Annotated in this window: 16 protein-coding genes; 14 read left to right on the forward strand and 2 right to left on the reverse strand. The window is 55.4% G+C overall.

Going from position 1 to position 16892, the window contains the following annotated elements; translation table 11 throughout:
* The first annotated feature begins 4 nt into the window (after positions 1 to 4).
* Positions 5 to 1135, forward strand: coding sequence for a putative 2-aminoethylphosphonate ABC transporter ATP-binding protein (locus tag ACR0KS_RS16060; protein WP_170418550.1), 1131 nt, complete (start codon positions 5 to 7; stop codon positions 1133 to 1135).
* Positions 1135 to 3144 carry a putative 2-aminoethylphosphonate ABC transporter permease subunit gene (locus ACR0KS_RS16065; protein WP_170418547.1) on the forward strand — a complete coding sequence of 670 codons (2010 nt, stop codon included), beginning with the start codon at positions 1135 to 1137 and terminating at the stop codon, positions 3142 to 3144. The genes ACR0KS_RS16060 and ACR0KS_RS16065 overlap by 1 nt, the downstream gene beginning before the upstream one ends.
* Positions 3145 to 3160: 16 nt before the next feature.
* Here ACR0KS_RS16065 and ACR0KS_RS16070 read toward each other — a convergent pair whose 3' ends face one another.
* A complete protein-coding gene (locus tag ACR0KS_RS16070) occupies positions 3161 to 4045 on the reverse strand; it encodes a LysR substrate-binding domain-containing protein (RefSeq protein ID WP_170567689.1) in 885 nt (294 codons plus the stop codon).
* Positions 4046 to 4163: 118 nt separating this feature from the next.
* Here ACR0KS_RS16070 and ACR0KS_RS16075 point away from each other — a divergent pair, with 118 nt between their 5' ends.
* From ACR0KS_RS16075 to pbfA, 4 genes are read left to right on the forward strand one after another with little or no spacing between them, the layout of a single operon-like run.
* Entirely contained in the window at positions 4164 to 5351 is a 1188-nt protein-coding gene (locus ACR0KS_RS16075; RefSeq protein ID WP_170418542.1) for a 2-aminoethylphosphonate--pyruvate transaminase, read from the forward strand.
* Between the two features lie 20 nt (positions 5352 to 5371).
* Positions 5372 to 6616: a phosphonoacetate hydrolase gene (phnA, locus tag ACR0KS_RS16080; RefSeq protein ID WP_170389101.1), complete on the forward strand. Its 1245-nt coding sequence runs from the start codon at positions 5372 to 5374 to the stop codon at positions 6614 to 6616.
* A 17-nt stretch (positions 6617 to 6633) separates the two neighbouring features.
* A complete protein-coding gene (gene phnY, locus ACR0KS_RS16085; protein WP_170418539.1) occupies positions 6634 to 8082 on the forward strand; it encodes a phosphonoacetaldehyde dehydrogenase in 1449 nt (482 codons plus the stop codon).
* A gap of 28 nt (positions 8083 to 8110) precedes the next feature.
* The gene (gene pbfA / locus ACR0KS_RS16090; RefSeq protein ID WP_480693265.1) at positions 8111 to 9538 is read left to right on the forward strand and encodes a (R)-1-hydroxy-2-aminoethylphosphonate ammonia-lyase; all 1428 of its coding nucleotides are present in this window, start codon (positions 8111 to 8113) and stop codon (positions 9536 to 9538) included.
* Between the two features lie 113 nt (positions 9539 to 9651).
* Here pbfA and ACR0KS_RS16095 read toward each other — a convergent pair whose 3' ends face one another.
* Positions 9652 to 9873 (reverse strand): helix-turn-helix domain-containing protein, encoded by a 222-nt coding sequence (locus ACR0KS_RS16095; RefSeq protein ID WP_170567687.1) that lies wholly within the window; start codon positions 9871 to 9873, stop codon positions 9652 to 9654.
* Positions 9874 to 9896: 23 nt separating this feature from the next.
* Between ACR0KS_RS16095 and ACR0KS_RS16100 the strand changes: the two genes are divergently transcribed.
* The 8 genes from ACR0KS_RS16100 to ACR0KS_RS16135 all read left to right on the forward strand — a co-directional run bounded on the left by ACR0KS_RS16100 (position 9897) and on the right by ACR0KS_RS16135 (position 16860).
* Positions 9897 to 10514 carry a carboxymuconolactone decarboxylase family protein gene (locus ACR0KS_RS16100; protein WP_170567685.1) on the forward strand — a complete coding sequence of 206 codons (618 nt, stop codon included), beginning with the start codon at positions 9897 to 9899 and terminating at the stop codon, positions 10512 to 10514.
* A gap of 34 nt (positions 10515 to 10548) precedes the next feature.
* A complete protein-coding gene (locus tag ACR0KS_RS16105) occupies positions 10549 to 11739 on the forward strand; it encodes a flavin-containing monooxygenase (protein ID WP_170567683.1) in 1191 nt (396 codons plus the stop codon).
* The gene (locus tag ACR0KS_RS16110) at positions 11736 to 12056 is read left to right on the forward strand and encodes a hypothetical protein (RefSeq protein ID WP_170486240.1); all 321 of its coding nucleotides are present in this window, start codon (positions 11736 to 11738) and stop codon (positions 12054 to 12056) included. The genes ACR0KS_RS16105 and ACR0KS_RS16110 overlap by 4 nt, the downstream gene beginning before the upstream one ends.
* A 44-nt stretch (positions 12057 to 12100) precedes the next feature.
* Positions 12101 to 12823 carry a sterol desaturase family protein gene (locus ACR0KS_RS16115; RefSeq protein WP_170567681.1) on the forward strand — a complete coding sequence of 241 codons (723 nt, stop codon included), beginning with the start codon at positions 12101 to 12103 and terminating at the stop codon, positions 12821 to 12823.
* 331 nt (positions 12824 to 13154) lie between these two features.
* Complete coding sequence (locus ACR0KS_RS16120; RefSeq protein WP_170417261.1) at positions 13155 to 13814, forward strand: XRE family transcriptional regulator; 660 nt, start codon at positions 13155 to 13157, stop codon at positions 13812 to 13814.
* A 118-nt stretch (positions 13815 to 13932) separates the two neighbouring features.
* On the forward strand, positions 13933 to 14829 hold the full coding sequence (locus tag ACR0KS_RS16125) for a class II glutamine amidotransferase (protein ID WP_170417258.1): 897 nt from the start codon (positions 13933 to 13935) through the stop codon (positions 14827 to 14829).
* Between the two features lies 1 nt (position 14830).
* Positions 14831 to 15514, forward strand: a complete 684-nt coding sequence (locus tag ACR0KS_RS16130) for a GltB/FmdC/FwdC-like GXGXG domain-containing protein (protein ID WP_170417256.1) — start codon at positions 14831 to 14833, stop codon at positions 15512 to 15514.
* Positions 15515 to 15528: 14 nt separating this feature from the next.
* A complete protein-coding gene (locus ACR0KS_RS16135; RefSeq protein ID WP_480681555.1) occupies positions 15529 to 16860 on the forward strand; it encodes an FMN-binding glutamate synthase family protein in 1332 nt (443 codons plus the stop codon).
* The last annotated feature ends 32 nt before the right edge of the window (positions 16861 to 16892 follow it).

Consider the following 16892-nt stretch of genomic DNA (forward strand, 5'->3'; position numbering starts at 1 on the left):
CCCAGTGCTTAAGAAAACCTCTCCCGGTGATCTCTATCTGAGTATCCAAGACCTATGGAAAGCCTTTGGTGAATTTCTTGCGCTGAGAGACATCTCGCTCGACATCCATGAAGGGGAATTCATTTGTTTTCTTGGTCCCTCAGGGTGCGGAAAGACTACTCTGCTGCGTGCGATCGCGGGTCTTGACCTTCAGACAAAAGGCACGGTGATGCAGGACGGAAAGGATGTTTCCAATCTTCCGCCCTCCGAGCGCGATTTTGGCATCGTGTTTCAGTCCTACGCGCTGTTTCCCAACCTTACGATCGAGAAGAATATCGCGTTTGGTCTGGAAAATACGGGTCGCAGCAAGTCCGAGATAACCGTGCGCGTGGCCGAGCTGTTGAAACTGGTTGGCCTGCCGGATCAGGGCAGCAAATACCCGGCGCAATTGTCCGGAGGGCAGCAACAACGGATCGCATTGGCGCGCGCCATCGCAACAAACCCGGGCCTGTTGCTATTGGATGAGCCGCTATCTGCGCTGGATGCCAAGGTGCGTGTGCATCTGAGGCATGAGATTAAAGAACTACAACGAAAGCTGGGCGTAACAACGGTGATGGTAACCCATGACCAGGAAGAGGCGCTGGCAATGGCCGACCGGATCGTGGTCATGAACCACGGCGTGATCGAGCAGGTCGGCACCCCAACAGAGATCTACCGTCACCCCTCCAACCTGTTTGTTGCAGATTTCATTGGCGAGATGAACCAATTGACCGCTGTCGCAGGGGATACCGATACTTTGGAGCTTGGCGGCTCGGCACTGAAATGCGAGCCACACACCCACCGTAAAGGCGACCGAGTTGTGGCCGCGGTCCGACCCGAGGATATTATTCCGCACGGCGACGGGGCGCGGTCGCCGGGTGCGCCGGATAGCATCTCGACACCCGAGAATGCGTTTGAAGTCCTTATTTCACAAATGGAGTTTCTGGGATCGTTCTGGCGCTGCCGGCTTCAGCATGAAACGTTTGGCGATGAAGAATTGATCGGGGACTTCTCAATCAACGCGGTTCGCCGCCTGGGGCTTGAAGAAGGTGGTCGGATGACAATCGAGCTGCCTTGCAACCGTCTCTTGGCCTTTAGTCCGGCGGAGCAGGGCTGATGACTCAATCCTCTGCACTACCCGCCGGTCCAATCATCAAGGGCAAACTGAGCCGCGACGACATTATCATGCGCGGAGGCATGATCGTAATCGCGCTTTACCTGGTTGTTACCTTAGCCTTCCCCTTATGGGCGATGCTGTCCAAGTCCTTTTCGACATACCGGATGGAATTGTCGCAATATGAATTTCAGGTCAGTGATGAAAACGGTGTTTTCGACGGCACGATCCTGAACGGTGCCCAGTTGAATTCGGAAACTGGGGCGTACTCCGATCAAGACCTGTCGACCGGTTCTGACGGGCGACTTTCGGTGACACCATTTTTCCCGGATTTCAGCTTCCGCAGCCCGGTGATGTACCAAATCCGAAACACGGTTCCAGAAGGCCGCTTTCTTGTCGGCTCGAATCTGCAAAAGGGTACCGATTGGGTCGAGCTTGATTCAAACACGTTTAGACGTGTTCAGCTACGGCCGGTGAAATCGACTGGTGTGGACAACTTCGTCAGCTACTTTTCCACTCCGGCGCTGTTCAATTCGATCAAGAATTCGCTGTGGATTGCGGTTGTCAGCACCGTGATCACTGTTTCGCTGGCCTTCTGGTTTGCCTATGCACTCAATCGCAGTTGCATGCGGTTCAAGGGCGTGTTCCGTCTGGTCGCAATGGCGCCGATCCTTGTGCCGTCGCTTCTGCCCGGTATTGCGCTGGTGTACCTGTTCGGAAATCAAGGGATGCTGAAAGAACTGCTGTTTGGTGCCAGTATTTATGGTCCCATCGGGATTGTGATCGGGTCCGTTTTCTTCACCTTCCCACATGCTTTCCTCATTATTTCGACAGCCTTGGCAATCTCGGACGCGCGTCTGTACGAAGCGGCGTCGAGCCTGCGTTCGACCCCTTGGCGGACCTTCTGGACTGTCACTGTTCCGGGTGCGCGGTACGGTCTGATTTCAGCGGCGTTCGTGGTCTTCAACCTTGTGATAACTGATTTCGGGTTGCCAAAGGTGATTGGCGGTCAATTCAACGTCCTCGCGGTAGACATATACAAACAGGTGATCGGTCAGCAGAACTTTGAGATGGGAGCGGTGGTGTCAGTTGTGCTGGTTGTCCCTGCGATCTTGGCCTTTGCGATTGACCGTCTGGTGCAATCGAAACAGGTTGCGTTGCTGTCCGCGCGGTCCGTGCCATACCAGCCTTCACCGAACGCGCGACTGGATGGGATCATGCTGGCCTATTGCAGCTTGATTGCCATGTTCATTGTCGGGTTGCTGGCTGTCTGCCAGTTTGCGGCCTTGATCAAGTTCTGGCCATACGACCTGAGCCTGAGTTTGAACAACTATCAGTTCGACAAAATGGACGGAGGCGGCTGGGGCTCGTACTTCAATTCGATCAAGATGGCATTTCTGACTGCGGTGTTTGGCACGTCCATAGTGTTTTTCGGAGCCTATTTGGTGGAAAAATCGAATGGTTTCAGAACCGGTCGTGCGTTGTTCCAGATGTTCGCCATGTTGCCGATGGCAATTCCGGGAATGGTGTTGGGTCTTGCCTACATCTTTTTCTTCAACAACCCGTCCAACCCGATGAATGCGATCTACGGAACTATGGCCATTCTGGTCATCTGCTCGGTGACGCATTTCTATACCGTGTCACATCTGACGGCGGTGACGGCACTGAAACAGATGGATACTGAGTTTGAGTCCGTCTCGGCTTCGCTCAAACAACCTACCATGAAACTGTTTGCCCGAGTGACCGTGCCCGTGTGCATGCCCGCGATCTTGGATATCTCGATCTATCTTTTCGTCAATGCCATGACGACGGTTTCAGCGGTTGTGTTCCTGTACTCGCCCAAGACGACATTGGCATCGATCGCTGTGCTGAACATGGACGACGCTGGTGATATTGCGCCTGCGGCGGCGATGGGAATGATGATCTTTTACACCAACGCGGCTGCCAGAATTCTGCACCTGGTCGCGTCTAAGGGTATTCTAAACAGAACTCAGGCATGGCGCAGTCGTTAGTCTGTGAACCTGACGTTCATTCGGCCGCCGCCTTTTCCGATTGGATGCGTTTTACAAAGTCCATGAACGACCGGATGACTTTGACTTCGACGCGCTGCGTCAGGTGAATCATGCTTTCACCCATTTGCAGGTTTACGCCCTTCAGCTCGATCTGACGCAGCCGGTCGTCGCGACCGTATTCGGCGCGCGAGACAAATCCGATCCCCGCGCCGGATGCCACAAGCTCTCGTACCGCTTCGCGGCCTTCGGCGACGATGGCCGGTTTTAGATTTATTCTTCTGCTGCGCGCTTCATCTTCGAGTTTTTGTCGGGTCTTCGACCCCTGTTCGCGGAAAATCAGAGGTAAGCCTTTCAGCTCGTCGAAGTTCAGTTCAGTTGTAGTTTCCGGTAGAATCTCAGGCCCGGCAAACGCAACTATTTCCGTTGCCCCGAGATTGAGAACAGTCATGTCCTTGCCGGGTGAGGGGCTGCCCACGATCCCAATTTCCGCGTTATACGCCCTGAGCTCATCCAGGATCTCGTTTGTGTTTCCGGATCGGACCAAAACGGTTAAATTCGGATACATCGCCTGAAATGGGCCAAGAAAGTCGGCTAGATGGTGCGCTGAATCCGCAATGATGCGAAGTTCGCCGTCCACGGCCGCACTGGATTCCGACAGATAGTCTTCGATCTGGTTTTCGACCTCAAAATACTGCTTTGTGAAGCGAAACAGCTTTTCTCCCTCTGGGGTGAGAAACACGCGCTTTCGCTCGCGTTGGAAAAGCAGCAGATCGTGATCCTGTTCCAGCTTGCGAACCTGTTCGGAAACCGCGGGTTGGGTCAGGAAAAGCGCCTCGGCCGCTCTGGAAAAACCACCGTAAAGAGCCACATGGTGAAACGCTTTTAACTGGCTGTGCCGCATGTTTTTGCCTTTGAAGTCAAGTATAGGAGGAGCTTATCATAAGATTGATTTTTGCAATTTTACATATAGCCGATGACGTTGCAATTGTGTCTTTGAAACGTGTTATCGGAGCATGGTGATGACCAAACCTGAAAACTCGATTGAGCCTCCGAAGATGGGTGAGCCCTATCTTCTGACCCCCGGCCCTTTGACGACTTCGTATGCCGTCAAGCGCGCGATGCTCAAGGATTGGGGCAGTTGGGATGACGACTTCCGAGCCATGACCCGAGACATGCGCGCTAGGCTGCTGGCTTTGCTGGGCGAGGGGGCCGAGGAATTCGACTGTGTGCCGATACAAGGCAGCGGGACTTTTGCGGTTGAATCCATGTTGTCCTCTTTCATCCCGTGCAAAAGCAAGACGCTGGTCTTGGCAAACGGGGCGTACGGGATGCGTTCAGCGCAGACGTTGGACTATCTGGGACGCGATCATGTGGTTCTGGACAAGGGCGACTACTTGCCGCCGCGTGGTTCCGAAGTGGCGGAGATTCTGGCCAACGACCCAACCATAACGCATGTCGTGGCAATCCACTGCGAAACGTCCTCGGGTATTTTGAATCCGGTCGAGGAAATTTCAGAAGCAGTCTATGCAGCCGGTCGCAAGTTGCTCATCGATTCAATGTCTGCTTTTGGGGCGATCGACTTGAAGCCTTCGGAAATCCGGTACGAGGCGATGGTCTCGTCCGCCAATAAGTGCATTGAAGGTGTGCCTGGTTTCGGCTTTGTCATCGCGCGCAAATCTGAACTTGTTGCCGCAAAGGGCAATAGTCACTCGCTGTCGCTGGATGCACATGCGCAGTGGGCTCATATGGAAAAAACGGGTCAGTGGCGCTTTACGCCGCCAACCCATGTTGTTGCGGCGTTTCTCGAAGCGTTGAAGGCGCACGAGGCCGAGGGCGGAGTTGCCGGACGCGGCGCGCGGTACACGTCTAACCGGGATGTGATGGTCGCTGGAATGCGGGAACTGGGTTTTGAGACGCTGCTGCAGAACCGCTGGCTGAGCCCTATCATCGTGACTTTTTTCTGCCCGGCTGATGAGCGTTTTGAGTTCGGCCGCTTCTACGATTTGATGAAGGATAGAGGGTTTATCATCTATCCGGGTAAGCTGACTGTTGTCGACAGTTTCCGTGTCGGCTGCATTGGGCAAATGGATGAACAAGTGATGCGGCAGGTTGTGGCCGCAGCCAAGGATTCTCTGGCCGAGATGGGTGTCGCAAACGCTGCCCCCCCGGTTCAGGCATTGGAAGAACGCGCCAAGCTGGCAGCTTAAGACACAAAGGACCACCGAAAATGACAATTCATTCCCCCGTGACCGCAAACGAGCGTGTCTATCCGGCCCCAAAGGTTCCCGCCATTGCCATTTGTCTGGATGGGTGCGAGCCTGAATATCTGGAAGTAGCCATCCAAAAGGGATTGATGCCCACGCTCAAGCGGATACGCGAGACGGGCACCGATCGGCTGGCTCATTCCGTTATTCCGTCCTTCACCAACCCGAATAACCTGTCGATTGCGACGGGTCGCCCTCCGATCGTGCATGGGATTTGCGGTAACTACCTGATTGATCCGGACAGCGGTGAAGAAGTGATGATGAACGATGTGCGGTTCCTGCGCGCGCCGACTATCTTCTCGCAGTTTTACGAGGCCGGGTATCGCGTCGCGATGGTAACCGCCAAGGACAAGCTGCGCGCATTGCTGGGGGCTGGCCTGAAGTTCGACGAAGACCGCGCCGTCGCGTTTTCGTCTGAGCGCGCAGGGGAAACCACCAAGGCAGAACATGGCATCGACAATGCCAGCGCGTGGTTGGGCATGCCCGTGCCCGAGGTTTATTCGGCCGAGCTGTCCGAGTTCGTCTTTGCGGCTGGCGTCAAGCTGCTGAAAGAGTTCAAGCCCGATATCATGTACCTGTCGACGACGGATTATATCCAGCACAAGTTTGCGCCGGACCAACAGGGCGCTCTGGATTTCTATGCAATGTTTGACAGGTACCTCGCACAGTTGGACGAGATGGGAGCGGCCATCGTTGTCACCGCCGATCACGGGATGAAGCCCAAGCACAACGCCGATGGCGAACCAAATGTCATTTATGCGCAGGACCTTATGGATGAATGGCTGGGTGAAGGTCAGGCGCGCGTGATCCTTCCGATCACCGATCCCTACGTGGTGCACCACGGTGCGCTTGGTGCATTTGCCACCGCCTATTTGCCCGAGGGCGCGGATGTTGCGGACATCATGGCCAAACTGGACGCTCGGGAAGAATTGATCCTTGTGGTCGATAAAGACGAAGCGATCCGACGCTTTGAACTTCCTGCGGATCGTATCGGCGATATCGTGATGATCTCGGGCGAGAACATGACCATCGGAACCTCGGCGGACCGCCATGATCTGGCCGCGCTCAAGGAGCCCCTGCGCAGTCATGGCGGGCTGACAGAGCAGGAAGTGCCCTTTATCGTGAACCGCGTGATTGATCTGGGCAACGCGCCCGATCTGCGAAACTTTGATGCGTTCTTCTACGCCACAACAGCGGCGGCGCAGTAACCATGAAAGATCAAGTCATGAGTGAAGCCGAAATCAGAAACGAAGGCATGCGGATCGGCGGAGAGGTTGTCTTTACCGATGACAAGGTTCCAGTTCTCTATCCCTACACGAACGAAGTGGTTGGATATGTTCCTGCGGGTAACGCCGAACATGCGCGCAAGGCGTTCGAGATCGCAGCGAACTACAAGCCCAAGCTGACCCGCTATGAACGCAGCCAAATTCTGCAACGCGCCGGAGAACTGATTGGCGAGCGTCGGGAATATCTGGCGAAGTGGTTGGTGCTGGAATTGGGCATCTGCCACCAGCACGCGATTTACGAAACGAAACGCGCGCAGGATGTCTATCAGTTCGCCGCGGCCGAAGCGCTGAAGGACGATGGTGAGATATTCTCGTGCGATCTGACCCATAACGGCAAGGCGCGTAAAATCTTCACAACGCGAGAGCCGGTGACCGCGATCAGTGCGATCACGCCGTTCAATCACCCGCTCAACATGGTCAGTCACAAGATCGCGCCGTCGATCGCCACCAACAACTGCATGGTCTGCAAACCGACGGAATTGACGCCGATGACCTGCCTGACGTTGGCTGACATTCTGTACGAGGCCGGTCTGCCGCCTGAAATGTTCCAGGTTGTCACTGGCTGGCCGCAGGACATCGGTGACGAAATGGTCACCAATGAAAATATCGACATCATCACTTTTACCGGCGGGGTTCCGGTCGGGAAGATGATCGCGGCCAAAGGTGTCTACAAACGTCAGGCTCTGGAATTGGGCGGAAACGATCCCCTGATCGTTTTGAACGATCTGTCGGATGCGGATTTGGACAAAGCCGCCACCATTGCCGTTGCGGGCGCTACGGGTAACTCGGGTCAGCGGTGCACCGCGATCAAGCGCATTCTGGTTCAGGAAAGTGTCGCAGACAAATTTGTGCCGCTGGTTCTGGAAAAGGCTAAAAAGATCAAGTTCGGCGATCCGCAGGACCCAGAGACAGAGCTTGGGTGTGTGATCCACGACAAGGCAGCGGAAGTCTTCGAGAACCGCGTCTTCATGGCCGAAAAGGAAGGGGCCGAAATCCTGTATCACCCCGGCCGACAGGGGGCTTTGCTGCCTCCGATTGTGGTTGATAAGGTGCCCCATGACAGCGAGCTGGTGATGGAGGAAACCTTTGGTCCCATCGTCCCCATCGTCCGCGTGCCCGACAATGACGATGATGTTATGGCGATTTCAAACTCAACCGAGTTCGGATTGTCATCTGGGGTCTGCACCAACGATCTGAACCGCGCGATTGCTTATATCAACGGGCTGAACGTCGGAACCTGTAATATCTGGGAACAGCCCGGATACAGGATCGAGATGTCACCGTTTGGCGGGATCAAGGACAGCGGGAATGGCGTGAAGGAAGGCGTGATCGAAGCGATGAAGTTCTTCACCAACGTAAAGACCTACTCGTTGCCGTGGCCAAATTGAGCCGTCGCCAGTCAACAATGGAACGGTAATGCGGCGAGGCTCCGGTAACGGTGCCTCGTCGTTTGATTTCAGCAAACAGCCAGCCAAAATCGAGAAACTGATGGACGTTAAAATCACCCATACCGAAGGCGAGTCGAATACGTCTGAAGCCCGCCGAAACTGGTTGAAGTCTTCGATTGGACCTCGATCTGAACCACTGTTAAAGCGCGACTCGAACGCGTTTCTTCATCAGAGTTTGTCCAGCCCCTGTGTGAGTACCATTGCCAAGGCCGAAGGCATTTGGATCGAGGATATGGATGGGCGCAGGTATATGGATTTTCACGGAAATTCCGTGCACCATATTGGGTACGGCCACCCTCGGCTGGTGGCTGCGATCAAAAAACAGCTTGATGATCTGCCCTTTGCTCCGCGTCGGTTTACAAATGATCCTGCCGTTGAGCTGGCCGAGAAACTGGCCGAGATCGCTCCGGGAGACTTGAACAAATCTCTGTTCACAACCGGTGGGTCCGACGCCAATGAGGTCGCATTGAAAATCGCGCGTGCCTCAACGGGTCGTTTCAAAACCGTTAGCTTCTGGGATGCCTTCCACGGGGCGGGTTTCGGCGCATCCTCGGTCGGCGGCGAGGCGACATTCCGCAGTCATATTGCAGGCCCGTTGCTGCCGGGCGCGGAACATGTGGCACCGTTTGCCTGTTATCGCTGTCCATACAATCATCCCGGCCCGGAAACCTGTGGGCTGGCCTGCGCAAAAATGGTCGAGTTTGCATTGGAACGAGAAGGCGACGTGGCCGCCGTAATCGCTGAACCGATGCGTGCCGTTCCCTATGTGCCGCCGGCCGGGTTTTGGAAGTCCGTGCGCGAGGCATGCAATAAACACGGCGCCCTGCTGATCATGGACGAGATACCGACGGGCTTGGGCAAGACCGGAAAGATGTTCGCCTTCGAGCATGACGAGATAATTCCCGACATTGTAACGTTGGGCAAGTCGCTGGGTGGCGGCATCCTGCCCATCGCCGCGTGTGTCACCCGTCAAGACTTGGACGTCTGCGGTGATTTTGCGATCGGGCACTACACACATGAAAAGAACCCGGTTACGGCCCGGGCTGCATTGACTACGATCGAGATCATCGAAGACGAGGGGCTGGTCGAGCGTTCCGCCGACTTGGGAAGGCACGCCATGGCTCGTTTGCAGACCGAGTTGAGCGAGGTCGAAATAGTAGGGGACATTCGAGGGCGGGGTTTGATGTTCGGTGTTGAAATCGTCAAAAGCCGCAGCACTCGTGAGGCCGACAATGCCTGCGCCGAACGTATCTACTATGCCTGCCTTAATGGAGGCGTGAGTTTCAAGATCAGCCAGGGCTGTGTTCTGACCCTATCTCCGCCTCTAACGATTTCGCGGGAGGATCTGGACAAGGCTTTGGACGTCGTTATTGGTGCGATTAAGCAGCAAAGCTGACGTTTGTTCGGTCTGTGGGCGTAAGAGAGCTGCGTTTGCGCGACGGGTGCGGCATGTTCTGGCCCGCCTCGTTTCATTGACATATCGCAACCGGGGTCGCTGCCAGCGCCCAATTATTCACGGGGGCTCCCGCGCGTGACCCTTCGCGGTGGTCCGCCATATTCGCGGGAATACGCGCGCACGAAACTGGACGGCTCTGAATATCCGACGCGCCAGGCGGCTGCGGAGACGCTCAGCCCCGTTGTCGTCAGAAACTCATGCGCGATAGCGAGGCGTGTTTTTACAAGTGTCTTGCGAAAGGTCGTGCCCTCGTCGCGGAGCCGCCGGTTGCGCACCTGATCAAATGACGGAGATAGACGTGACGAAAGACTCGTTGCTAGACCTTGAGCCAGAGGGCGGATGGAAGAAACTGGACTCTGCTCGGCTGACCCCTTTGAGTAAGTCAGAACTTGGTCCTTACAAACGGTTCGTCCTGCACATGATAGTCAAGATTGGCGGTGCAATATCAACGAACCTGTTTCAGACCTTTTTCCGAAATTTCCGCGTCTATTTCTCCTTTGCGAAATTCAACGCGAAGATCATGCCCAAAGGTGAACTGACCCGGCGACAAACCGAATTGGCGCTGTTGCGCGTAGGGTGGAAGACCCGCTCGTTTTATGAATGGAGCCATCATTGCGATATCGGAATGCGTGCTGGCTTGACCGTGGCCGACATACGCCGCATCCCGCAGGGACCAGAAGCCGAAGGTTGGTCTGCGGATGAACGCGCCATCCTGACGGCCGTCGACGAGATGATCGACGCGCACGCGGTCTCGCCAGAGACATGGAAGTCGCTGACAGACCATCTGGATCAGAAGCTCTTGATCGAGCTCTTGTTCCTGATCGCCACCTATACCGGACTTGCCAGCATTCTCAACAGCGTCGGCGTGCAGGTTGAGCCGGAAATCGAACAGATTATGTCTCGCACCCCGCTTTGAACGCGGTGTGCAGTCGAACGTCGAGAGGGAAGAAATGAGTTTCCGATCAGGCCAATTCAATATCGCAATCATCGGCACCGGATTTTCGGGGTTGGGAATTGCGATCAAGCTCAAAGAGGCGGGCTACACCAACTTTCGGATTTACGAGCGTGGGTCCGAGGATGGTGGAACCTGGCGGGACAACACCTATCCTGGTGCGGCCTGCGATGTGCAGTCCCACCTGTATTCCTATTCATTTGAGCCCTACGCCGAATGGTCCCGTGCCTTTGGCGAACAGGGTGAGATTCTGGACTACATCCGTCATTGCGTTGACAAATACGACCTGCATCAGTTCATCGAGTTCAACACGACAATCAACAGTGCCACGTTCGACGATCAACGCAATGTCTGGAAAGCCACGACCGAAGAAGGCAAAACCATCGAAGCCAATCTTCTGATAGCAGGCCACGGTTCTCTCAGCGATCCCGCTTATCCGCAGATAGAAGGTTTTGAGTCCTTCGACGGCAAGGTGCTGCACACGGCGGTCTGGGATAACGACTATGATCTGACCGGCAAACGAGTGGCGGTGATCGGCAGCGGTGCCAGTGCTATTCAAGTTGTGCCTGCCATTGCGGATCAGGTCTCGAAGCTAAGTGTGTTTCAGCGGACGCCATCCTGGGTTCTACCCAAACCGGAGCGGACTTTTGATGCAGTCAGCAAAAACCGCTTCCGCCGGTTCCCTCTGTTGCAATACCTTAGACGGCAACTGATCTACTGGAGCGCCGAGGCAAAATCGCCGGTCATCGTTTATGACACGCCGCTTACGCCGATCGCTCAGCGAATGGGTGAAAAACACATCAACAGCGTCATCAAAGACCCGGAAATGCGTCGCAAGGTGACTCCTGACTATAAGGTGGGATGCAAGAGAACTCTGCTGTCCAACGAATGGTACCCGGCGCTTGTAAAGCGGAATGTCGATCTGATCACGGACGGCGTGGGGGAAATTCGGGGCAACACGATAATCGACGGAACAGGGCGCGCGGTAGAGGTCGATGCAATCGTCTGCGCGACAGGTTTCAAGGTTCCCACCGAGGCCGCGCCCTATCCAATTACAGGCGCGAACGGGCTGAGCATTAATGGCGCCTGGGCGGACGGTGCAGAAGCCTATAAGGGCGTAACTGTTTCAGGGTTCCCGAACCTGATGTTGCTTATGGGGCCGAATACCGTGTCCGGCATACTTCGATGATTTTCTATTTTGAGTCGCAGTTTAACTACATCATGGACATGGTTCGGCAGATGGATGCGGCCGGGGTTGCATCATTTGATGTGCACAAACACGTGCAGGACAAGTTCAATACCTGGCTGCAAAACCGCATGAAAAAGACCACTTGGATGTCCGGTTGCAACAGCTGGTACCTGACAAGCTCGGGGAAAAACACCGCGCTTTGGCCTGGCTTTTCGTGGGAATACCGCCTGCAGACGCGGAAAGTTCGGCTGAAAGACTACCAACTGACACCGGTCGAGGCACCTCGGCCCGTTTCTCTGGCGGAGTCGTCTGCCTGAATATCACATCTGGCCATTAACAAAGTTTTGAGGAGGATTTGGAGATGAGTGACGAGTCGCGTGAAAGGTTTCGGGCAAAATACCGGGCGAAAATAAGCCCCTATTACAGCGGCGGGATTCACTTGATGACCTTGTGTACCGTTGCCGGTGGGCTGATGTGGTTTGCTCTTTCCAACCTGAATGGTTTTGAATGGGTGGACTTGTGGATTGTCCCGATAGCGATCATCGGAAGCAACATCGCGGATTATTCTGCGCACAGGTGGTTCGGTCATCGCAAGACCAAGATCATGAAGCTGTTTTATCAGCGTCATACCGGTGATCATCATACCTTTTTTGAAGAACACGATATGGGTTATCAGATGGTTTTGGATTGGCGCGTGGTGATCTTTCCAATCTATCTGATCATGTTGTTCACAGTCCTGATTGCCGTTCCCGGCGGTCTGCTTTTGACATGGCTGTTCAATATGAATGTGGGTCTGCTATTTGGCACAGTCGTGATTTCGCAATATCTGATGTACGAGATTCTGCACTTCAGTTTCCATGTGCCTCGAAGCACAAGAACCGAGCGCGTTTTCAGTCTCCTTCCCGGTTGGAAATATCTGTGCCTGTTCCACACTGTGCACCATAATCGCGATATGATGCATGATGCCAACTTCAACGTTACTTTTCCTCTGACCGATTGGTTGATGGGCACTCTCCGTTTCTCGTCGGGTGACGACCGTGCGCCAGACCGGGAATGGGTCACCGCAACCTCACCGGCTGAGTAAACTGCGAGGGCGCGCGCCTGTAGAAATCACAGGCGCGTCCCGGATAATTTGAATATGGTTGCGATGCGTTTTGATCGGCCCAGAACCTTTCGCAGAGGGCGCTAATCTACGATCTTGTCCTCTGTGCCCGCCGGATGGAACCCATGAAGGCGTTGCGTGCCGATATCCAGACGCGACTTTCGGAAACCCGGATCGAGATCGCCCCGCTTGACGTTACTGACTTTGCCGAGGTTGGCCGGTCTTTTTCAGTGACGTGAATTTTCTGCACCTATAGATTCAATTTGGTAGCTTCGTCGGATATGACGCGGTGAGGCAAATCAGGATTGGGATCATGGGGCAGGGCGCAAATCAAGGGGTAGGCAGTTCTCTGCCTTTGGCGCAGGATCCGCATCGGGTTCGCGTCGAGAAAGAGCGCAACCTGGAAGTTGCGATTGGCAAAGAAGTCAAGGCGCTTAGGCAAAACCGTGGAATAACGGTCAAGGAATTGGCCGAGCAGACCGGCCTGTCCATCGGGATGTTGTCCAAGATCGAGAACGGAATGACTTCGCCGTCATTGACGACGCTTCAACTTCTGGCGCACGGGCTGGGAGTCCCTTTGACGACTTTTTTTCGTGGATTTGAGGAAAAGCGCGAGGCTATCCACACGCGCGCCGGTACCGGGCTTGAGATCGAGCGTGCCGGGACAAGGGCGGGTCATCAGTATAATCTGCTGGGGCATCTGGGATCGAACTCAAGCGGCATCGTCACCGAGCCCTATTTGATCACCCTCAGTGAAGAGTCGGACACCTTCCCGACATTCCAGCACGATGGGTTGGAGTTCTTATATGTTCTTGAAGGTCAGGTTCTGTATCGTCACGGGTCGCAAATGTATCATCTTAGACCGGGGGACACGCTTTTCTTTGACGCCGATGCCCCACACGGCCCGGAGGAGTTGATCGAGTTGCCGATCAGGTTCCTGTCCGTCATTTCCTACCCGAATACCGCTGGTTAAAAATTCGGTAAGGCGCGGCGGATCGGAGGATTTACCTTCCGAGATAGTTTCTTATCAGTTGAATAACATTCCTGACAGTGATATCTCTCCTGCAAGTTCACTACAGGAGATTCATCAGATGTGCGGGATTGTCGGCATCTTTTTGAAAGACAAGACCCTCGAACCCAGATTGGGCGAGCTGCTTACGGATATGCTGATCACCATGACGGATCGCGGACCGGACAGCGCAGGCATTGCGATCTATGGTCGGGAAACGGAAGGAAAAGGCAAGCTGACCATTCAGTCGGACACGCCCGATGTTGACTTTGCAACGCTTGCACATGAACTGGGTAGCGCCATTGAGGCCGAGGTTTCCTTGGCGGCAAATGACACCCACGCCGTTCTTTCAATGGACAGTCAGCAGATAGATCGGGCACGCCAAGCGCTGCGCGAACTGCGTCCGGGCTTGCGTATCATGTCCGGCGGCGATGTGATCGAAATCTATAAAGAGGTCGGCCTGCCGAAAGACGTCGCCAGTCGGTTCACGGTCTCTTCGATGCGCGGTTCTCATGGCATTGGCCATACGCGCATGGCGACTGAATCCGCTGTGACAACCGAAGGCGCTCATCCGTTTTCGACGGGTGGCGACCAGTGTCTGGTGCACAATGGCTCCTTGTCGAACCACAACTCATTGCGTCGCAAGTTGCGCCGCGAGGGTGTTCGGATCGAGTCGATGAACGATACCGAGGTTGGGGCGGCCTATCTGACGTGGAAGATGCAGAACGGTGCCTCTTTGGGTGAGGCGCTAGAGAGCAGCCTGGAGGATCTGGACGGGTTCTTCACCTTTGTCGTCGGCACAAAAGACGGGTTTGGCGTGGTCCGTGATCCGATTGCATGCAAGCCTGCGGTGATGGCCGAAACCGATCAATATGTGGCCTTTGGCAGCGAGTATCGTGCGTTGGTCAACCTGCCGGGAATCGAAGGCGCGAAAGTCTGGGAACCCGAACCCGCCACCGTCTATTTCTGGAGCCACTGATATGCAGACATACGATGTTTCTGTGAACGGCCTGCGTGGTCTCAACTCTGCTTTGCAGGCCCAAAACCAGGTTACCAACCAGTCTTTCTGGCAGGTGGTAAACCCGAAGGGTAGCCACGCCATAGCCGTCGGTCTGGACGCGCCGATTGAAGTCACGGTCAAGGGTTCGACAGGATACTACTGCGCGGGCATGAACAAACAGGCCACGATCAGGGTCGAAGGTTCCGTTGGTCCGGGCGTGGCCGAGAACATGATGTCCGGCACCGTTGTGGTCGAGGGTGACGCCAGCCAATACGCTGGCGCGACCGGGCATGGCGGCTTGCTGGTGGTCAAGGGTAATGCCAGCTCGCGCTGCGGAATCTCGATGAAGGGGATAGACATCGTGGTGCATGGCAATATCGGCCACATGTCGGCATTCATGGCACAGGCGGGCAATCTGGTGGTCTGCGGCGATGCAGGCGACGCGTTGGGAGATTCCCTCTATGAGGCGCGGCTATTTGTGCGCGGTTCGGTCAAAAGTCTGGGCGCGGACTGCATCGAAAAAGAGATGCGCCCCGAGCATCTGGACATTCTGGCTGACCTGCTGAAGCGTGCAGAAAGCGACGCAAAACCAGAGGAGTTCAGGCGCTATGGTTCAGCCCGCAAGCTGTATAATTTCGACGTTGATAACGCGCAGGATTATTGAGGGATATGAAGGACATGGACAATAATGGCATCCCCCGCACGGCCCCGATTCAATCAGCGACGTTTTCCAACCCGATCAACGCCGAGATCCGGCGCGCGGCTGCCACCGGTATCTACGACATTCGAGGGGGTGGCGCGAAACGCAAGGTTCCGCATTTTGACGACCTGTTGTTTCTAGGAGCAAGCGTTAGCCGGTATCCGCTGGAAGGTTACCGCGAGCGTTGCGATACGTCGGTCACACTCGGCACTCGATATGCCAAGTCCCCCATCGAGCTTGATATTCCGATCACAATTGCCGGTATGAGCTTTGGTGCGCTGTCTGGTCCGGCAAAAGAGGCACTGGGGCGGGGCGCGTCGATGGCGGGAACATCCACAACCACTGGCGACGGCGGAATGACGCCCGAAGAAAGAGGCCATTCTACCAAGCTGGTGTATCAATATTTACCCTCGCGGTATGGCATGAACCCGGACGACTTGCGCAAAGCAGACGCGATCGAGATCGTTGTGGGGCAGGGCGCGAAACCCGGCGGAGGAGGGATGCTGCTGGGCCAAAAGATCAGTGACCGCGTGGCTGAAATGCGCACTTTGCCCAAGGGCATCGATCAACGCTCGGCCTGTCGTCACCCGGATTGGACCGGTCCGGACGATCTGGAGATCAAAATCCTCGAACTGCGTGAAATCACGGGCTGGCAAGTGCCGATCTATGTCAAAGTCGGAGCGACACGCCCGTATTATGACACTGCACTCGCGGTGAAAGCCGGTGCCGATGTTGTCGTCATGGACGGTATGCAAGGCGGCACCGCAGCAACGCAGGACGTGTTTATCGAACATGTAGGAATTCCGACATTGGCCTGTATCCGGCCCGCAGTCCAAGCGTTGCAGGATTTAGGGGTTCATCGTGAGGTGCAACTGGTGATCTCGGGGGGAATCCGTACCGGCGCTGATGTGGCCAAGGCGATGGCGTTGGGGGCGGATGCGGTTGCCATTGGCACCGCCGCGCTGATTGCGATCGGAGACAACGACCCGAAATGGGAATCCGAATATCAGAAACTGGGGACCACTACCGGAGCTTATGACGACTGGCACGAAGGGCAGGATCCCGCCGGCATCACCACGCAAGACCCAGAACTTGCCGCGCGTCTTGATCCGGTCGATGCCGGTCGGCGGTTGCGCAATTACCTCAAGGTGATGACGCTTGAGGCGCAGACCATTGCCCGCGCCTGCGGTCACAATCACCTGCACAATCTCGAGCCCGAGGATTTGTGCGCCCTGACTATGGAGGCTGCGGCGATGGCCAAGGTGCCTCTTGCGGGAACGGACTGGTATCCGGGCAAAGCAGGGTTCTGAACACTAGACGCGCGGTCCCTATGGGGGCTGCG

Source organism: Ruegeria sp. BC7, from assembly GCF_056539165.1.

Excerpts from the sequence above, each read along its gene's own strand:
- ACR0KS_RS16065 (WP_170418547.1), top strand. The coding sequence starts at position 1,135 with ATGACTCAATCCTCTGCACTACCCGCCGGTCCAATCATCAAGGGCAAA.
- ACR0KS_RS16070 (WP_170567689.1), bottom strand. The coding sequence starts at position 4,045 with ATGCGGCACAGCCAGTTAAAAGCGTTTCACCATGTGGCTCTTTACGGT.
- ACR0KS_RS16075 (WP_170418542.1), top strand. The coding sequence starts at position 4,164 with ATGACCAAACCTGAAAACTCGATTGAGCCTCCGAAGATGGGTGAGCCC.
- phnA (WP_170389101.1), top strand. The coding sequence starts at position 5,372 with ATGACAATTCATTCCCCCGTGACCGCAAACGAGCGTGTCTATCCGGCC.
- phnY (WP_170418539.1), top strand. The coding sequence starts at position 6,634 with ATGAGTGAAGCCGAAATCAGAAACGAAGGCATGCGGATCGGCGGAGAG.
- pbfA (WP_480693265.1), top strand. The coding sequence starts at position 8,111 with ATGCGGCGAGGCTCCGGTAACGGTGCCTCGTCGTTTGATTTCAGCAAA.
- ACR0KS_RS16105 (WP_170567683.1), top strand. The coding sequence starts at position 10,549 with ATGAGTTTCCGATCAGGCCAATTCAATATCGCAATCATCGGCACCGGA.
- ACR0KS_RS16110 (WP_170486240.1), top strand. The coding sequence starts at position 11,736 with ATGATTTTCTATTTTGAGTCGCAGTTTAACTACATCATGGACATGGTT.
- ACR0KS_RS16115 (WP_170567681.1), top strand. The coding sequence starts at position 12,101 with ATGAGTGACGAGTCGCGTGAAAGGTTTCGGGCAAAATACCGGGCGAAA.
- ACR0KS_RS16120 (WP_170417261.1), top strand. The coding sequence starts at position 13,155 with ATGGGGCAGGGCGCAAATCAAGGGGTAGGCAGTTCTCTGCCTTTGGCG.
- ACR0KS_RS16125 (WP_170417258.1), top strand. The coding sequence starts at position 13,933 with ATGTGCGGGATTGTCGGCATCTTTTTGAAAGACAAGACCCTCGAACCC.
- ACR0KS_RS16130 (WP_170417256.1), top strand. The coding sequence starts at position 14,831 with ATGCAGACATACGATGTTTCTGTGAACGGCCTGCGTGGTCTCAACTCT.
- ACR0KS_RS16135 (WP_480681555.1), top strand. The coding sequence starts at position 15,529 with ATGGACAATAATGGCATCCCCCGCACGGCCCCGATTCAATCAGCGACG.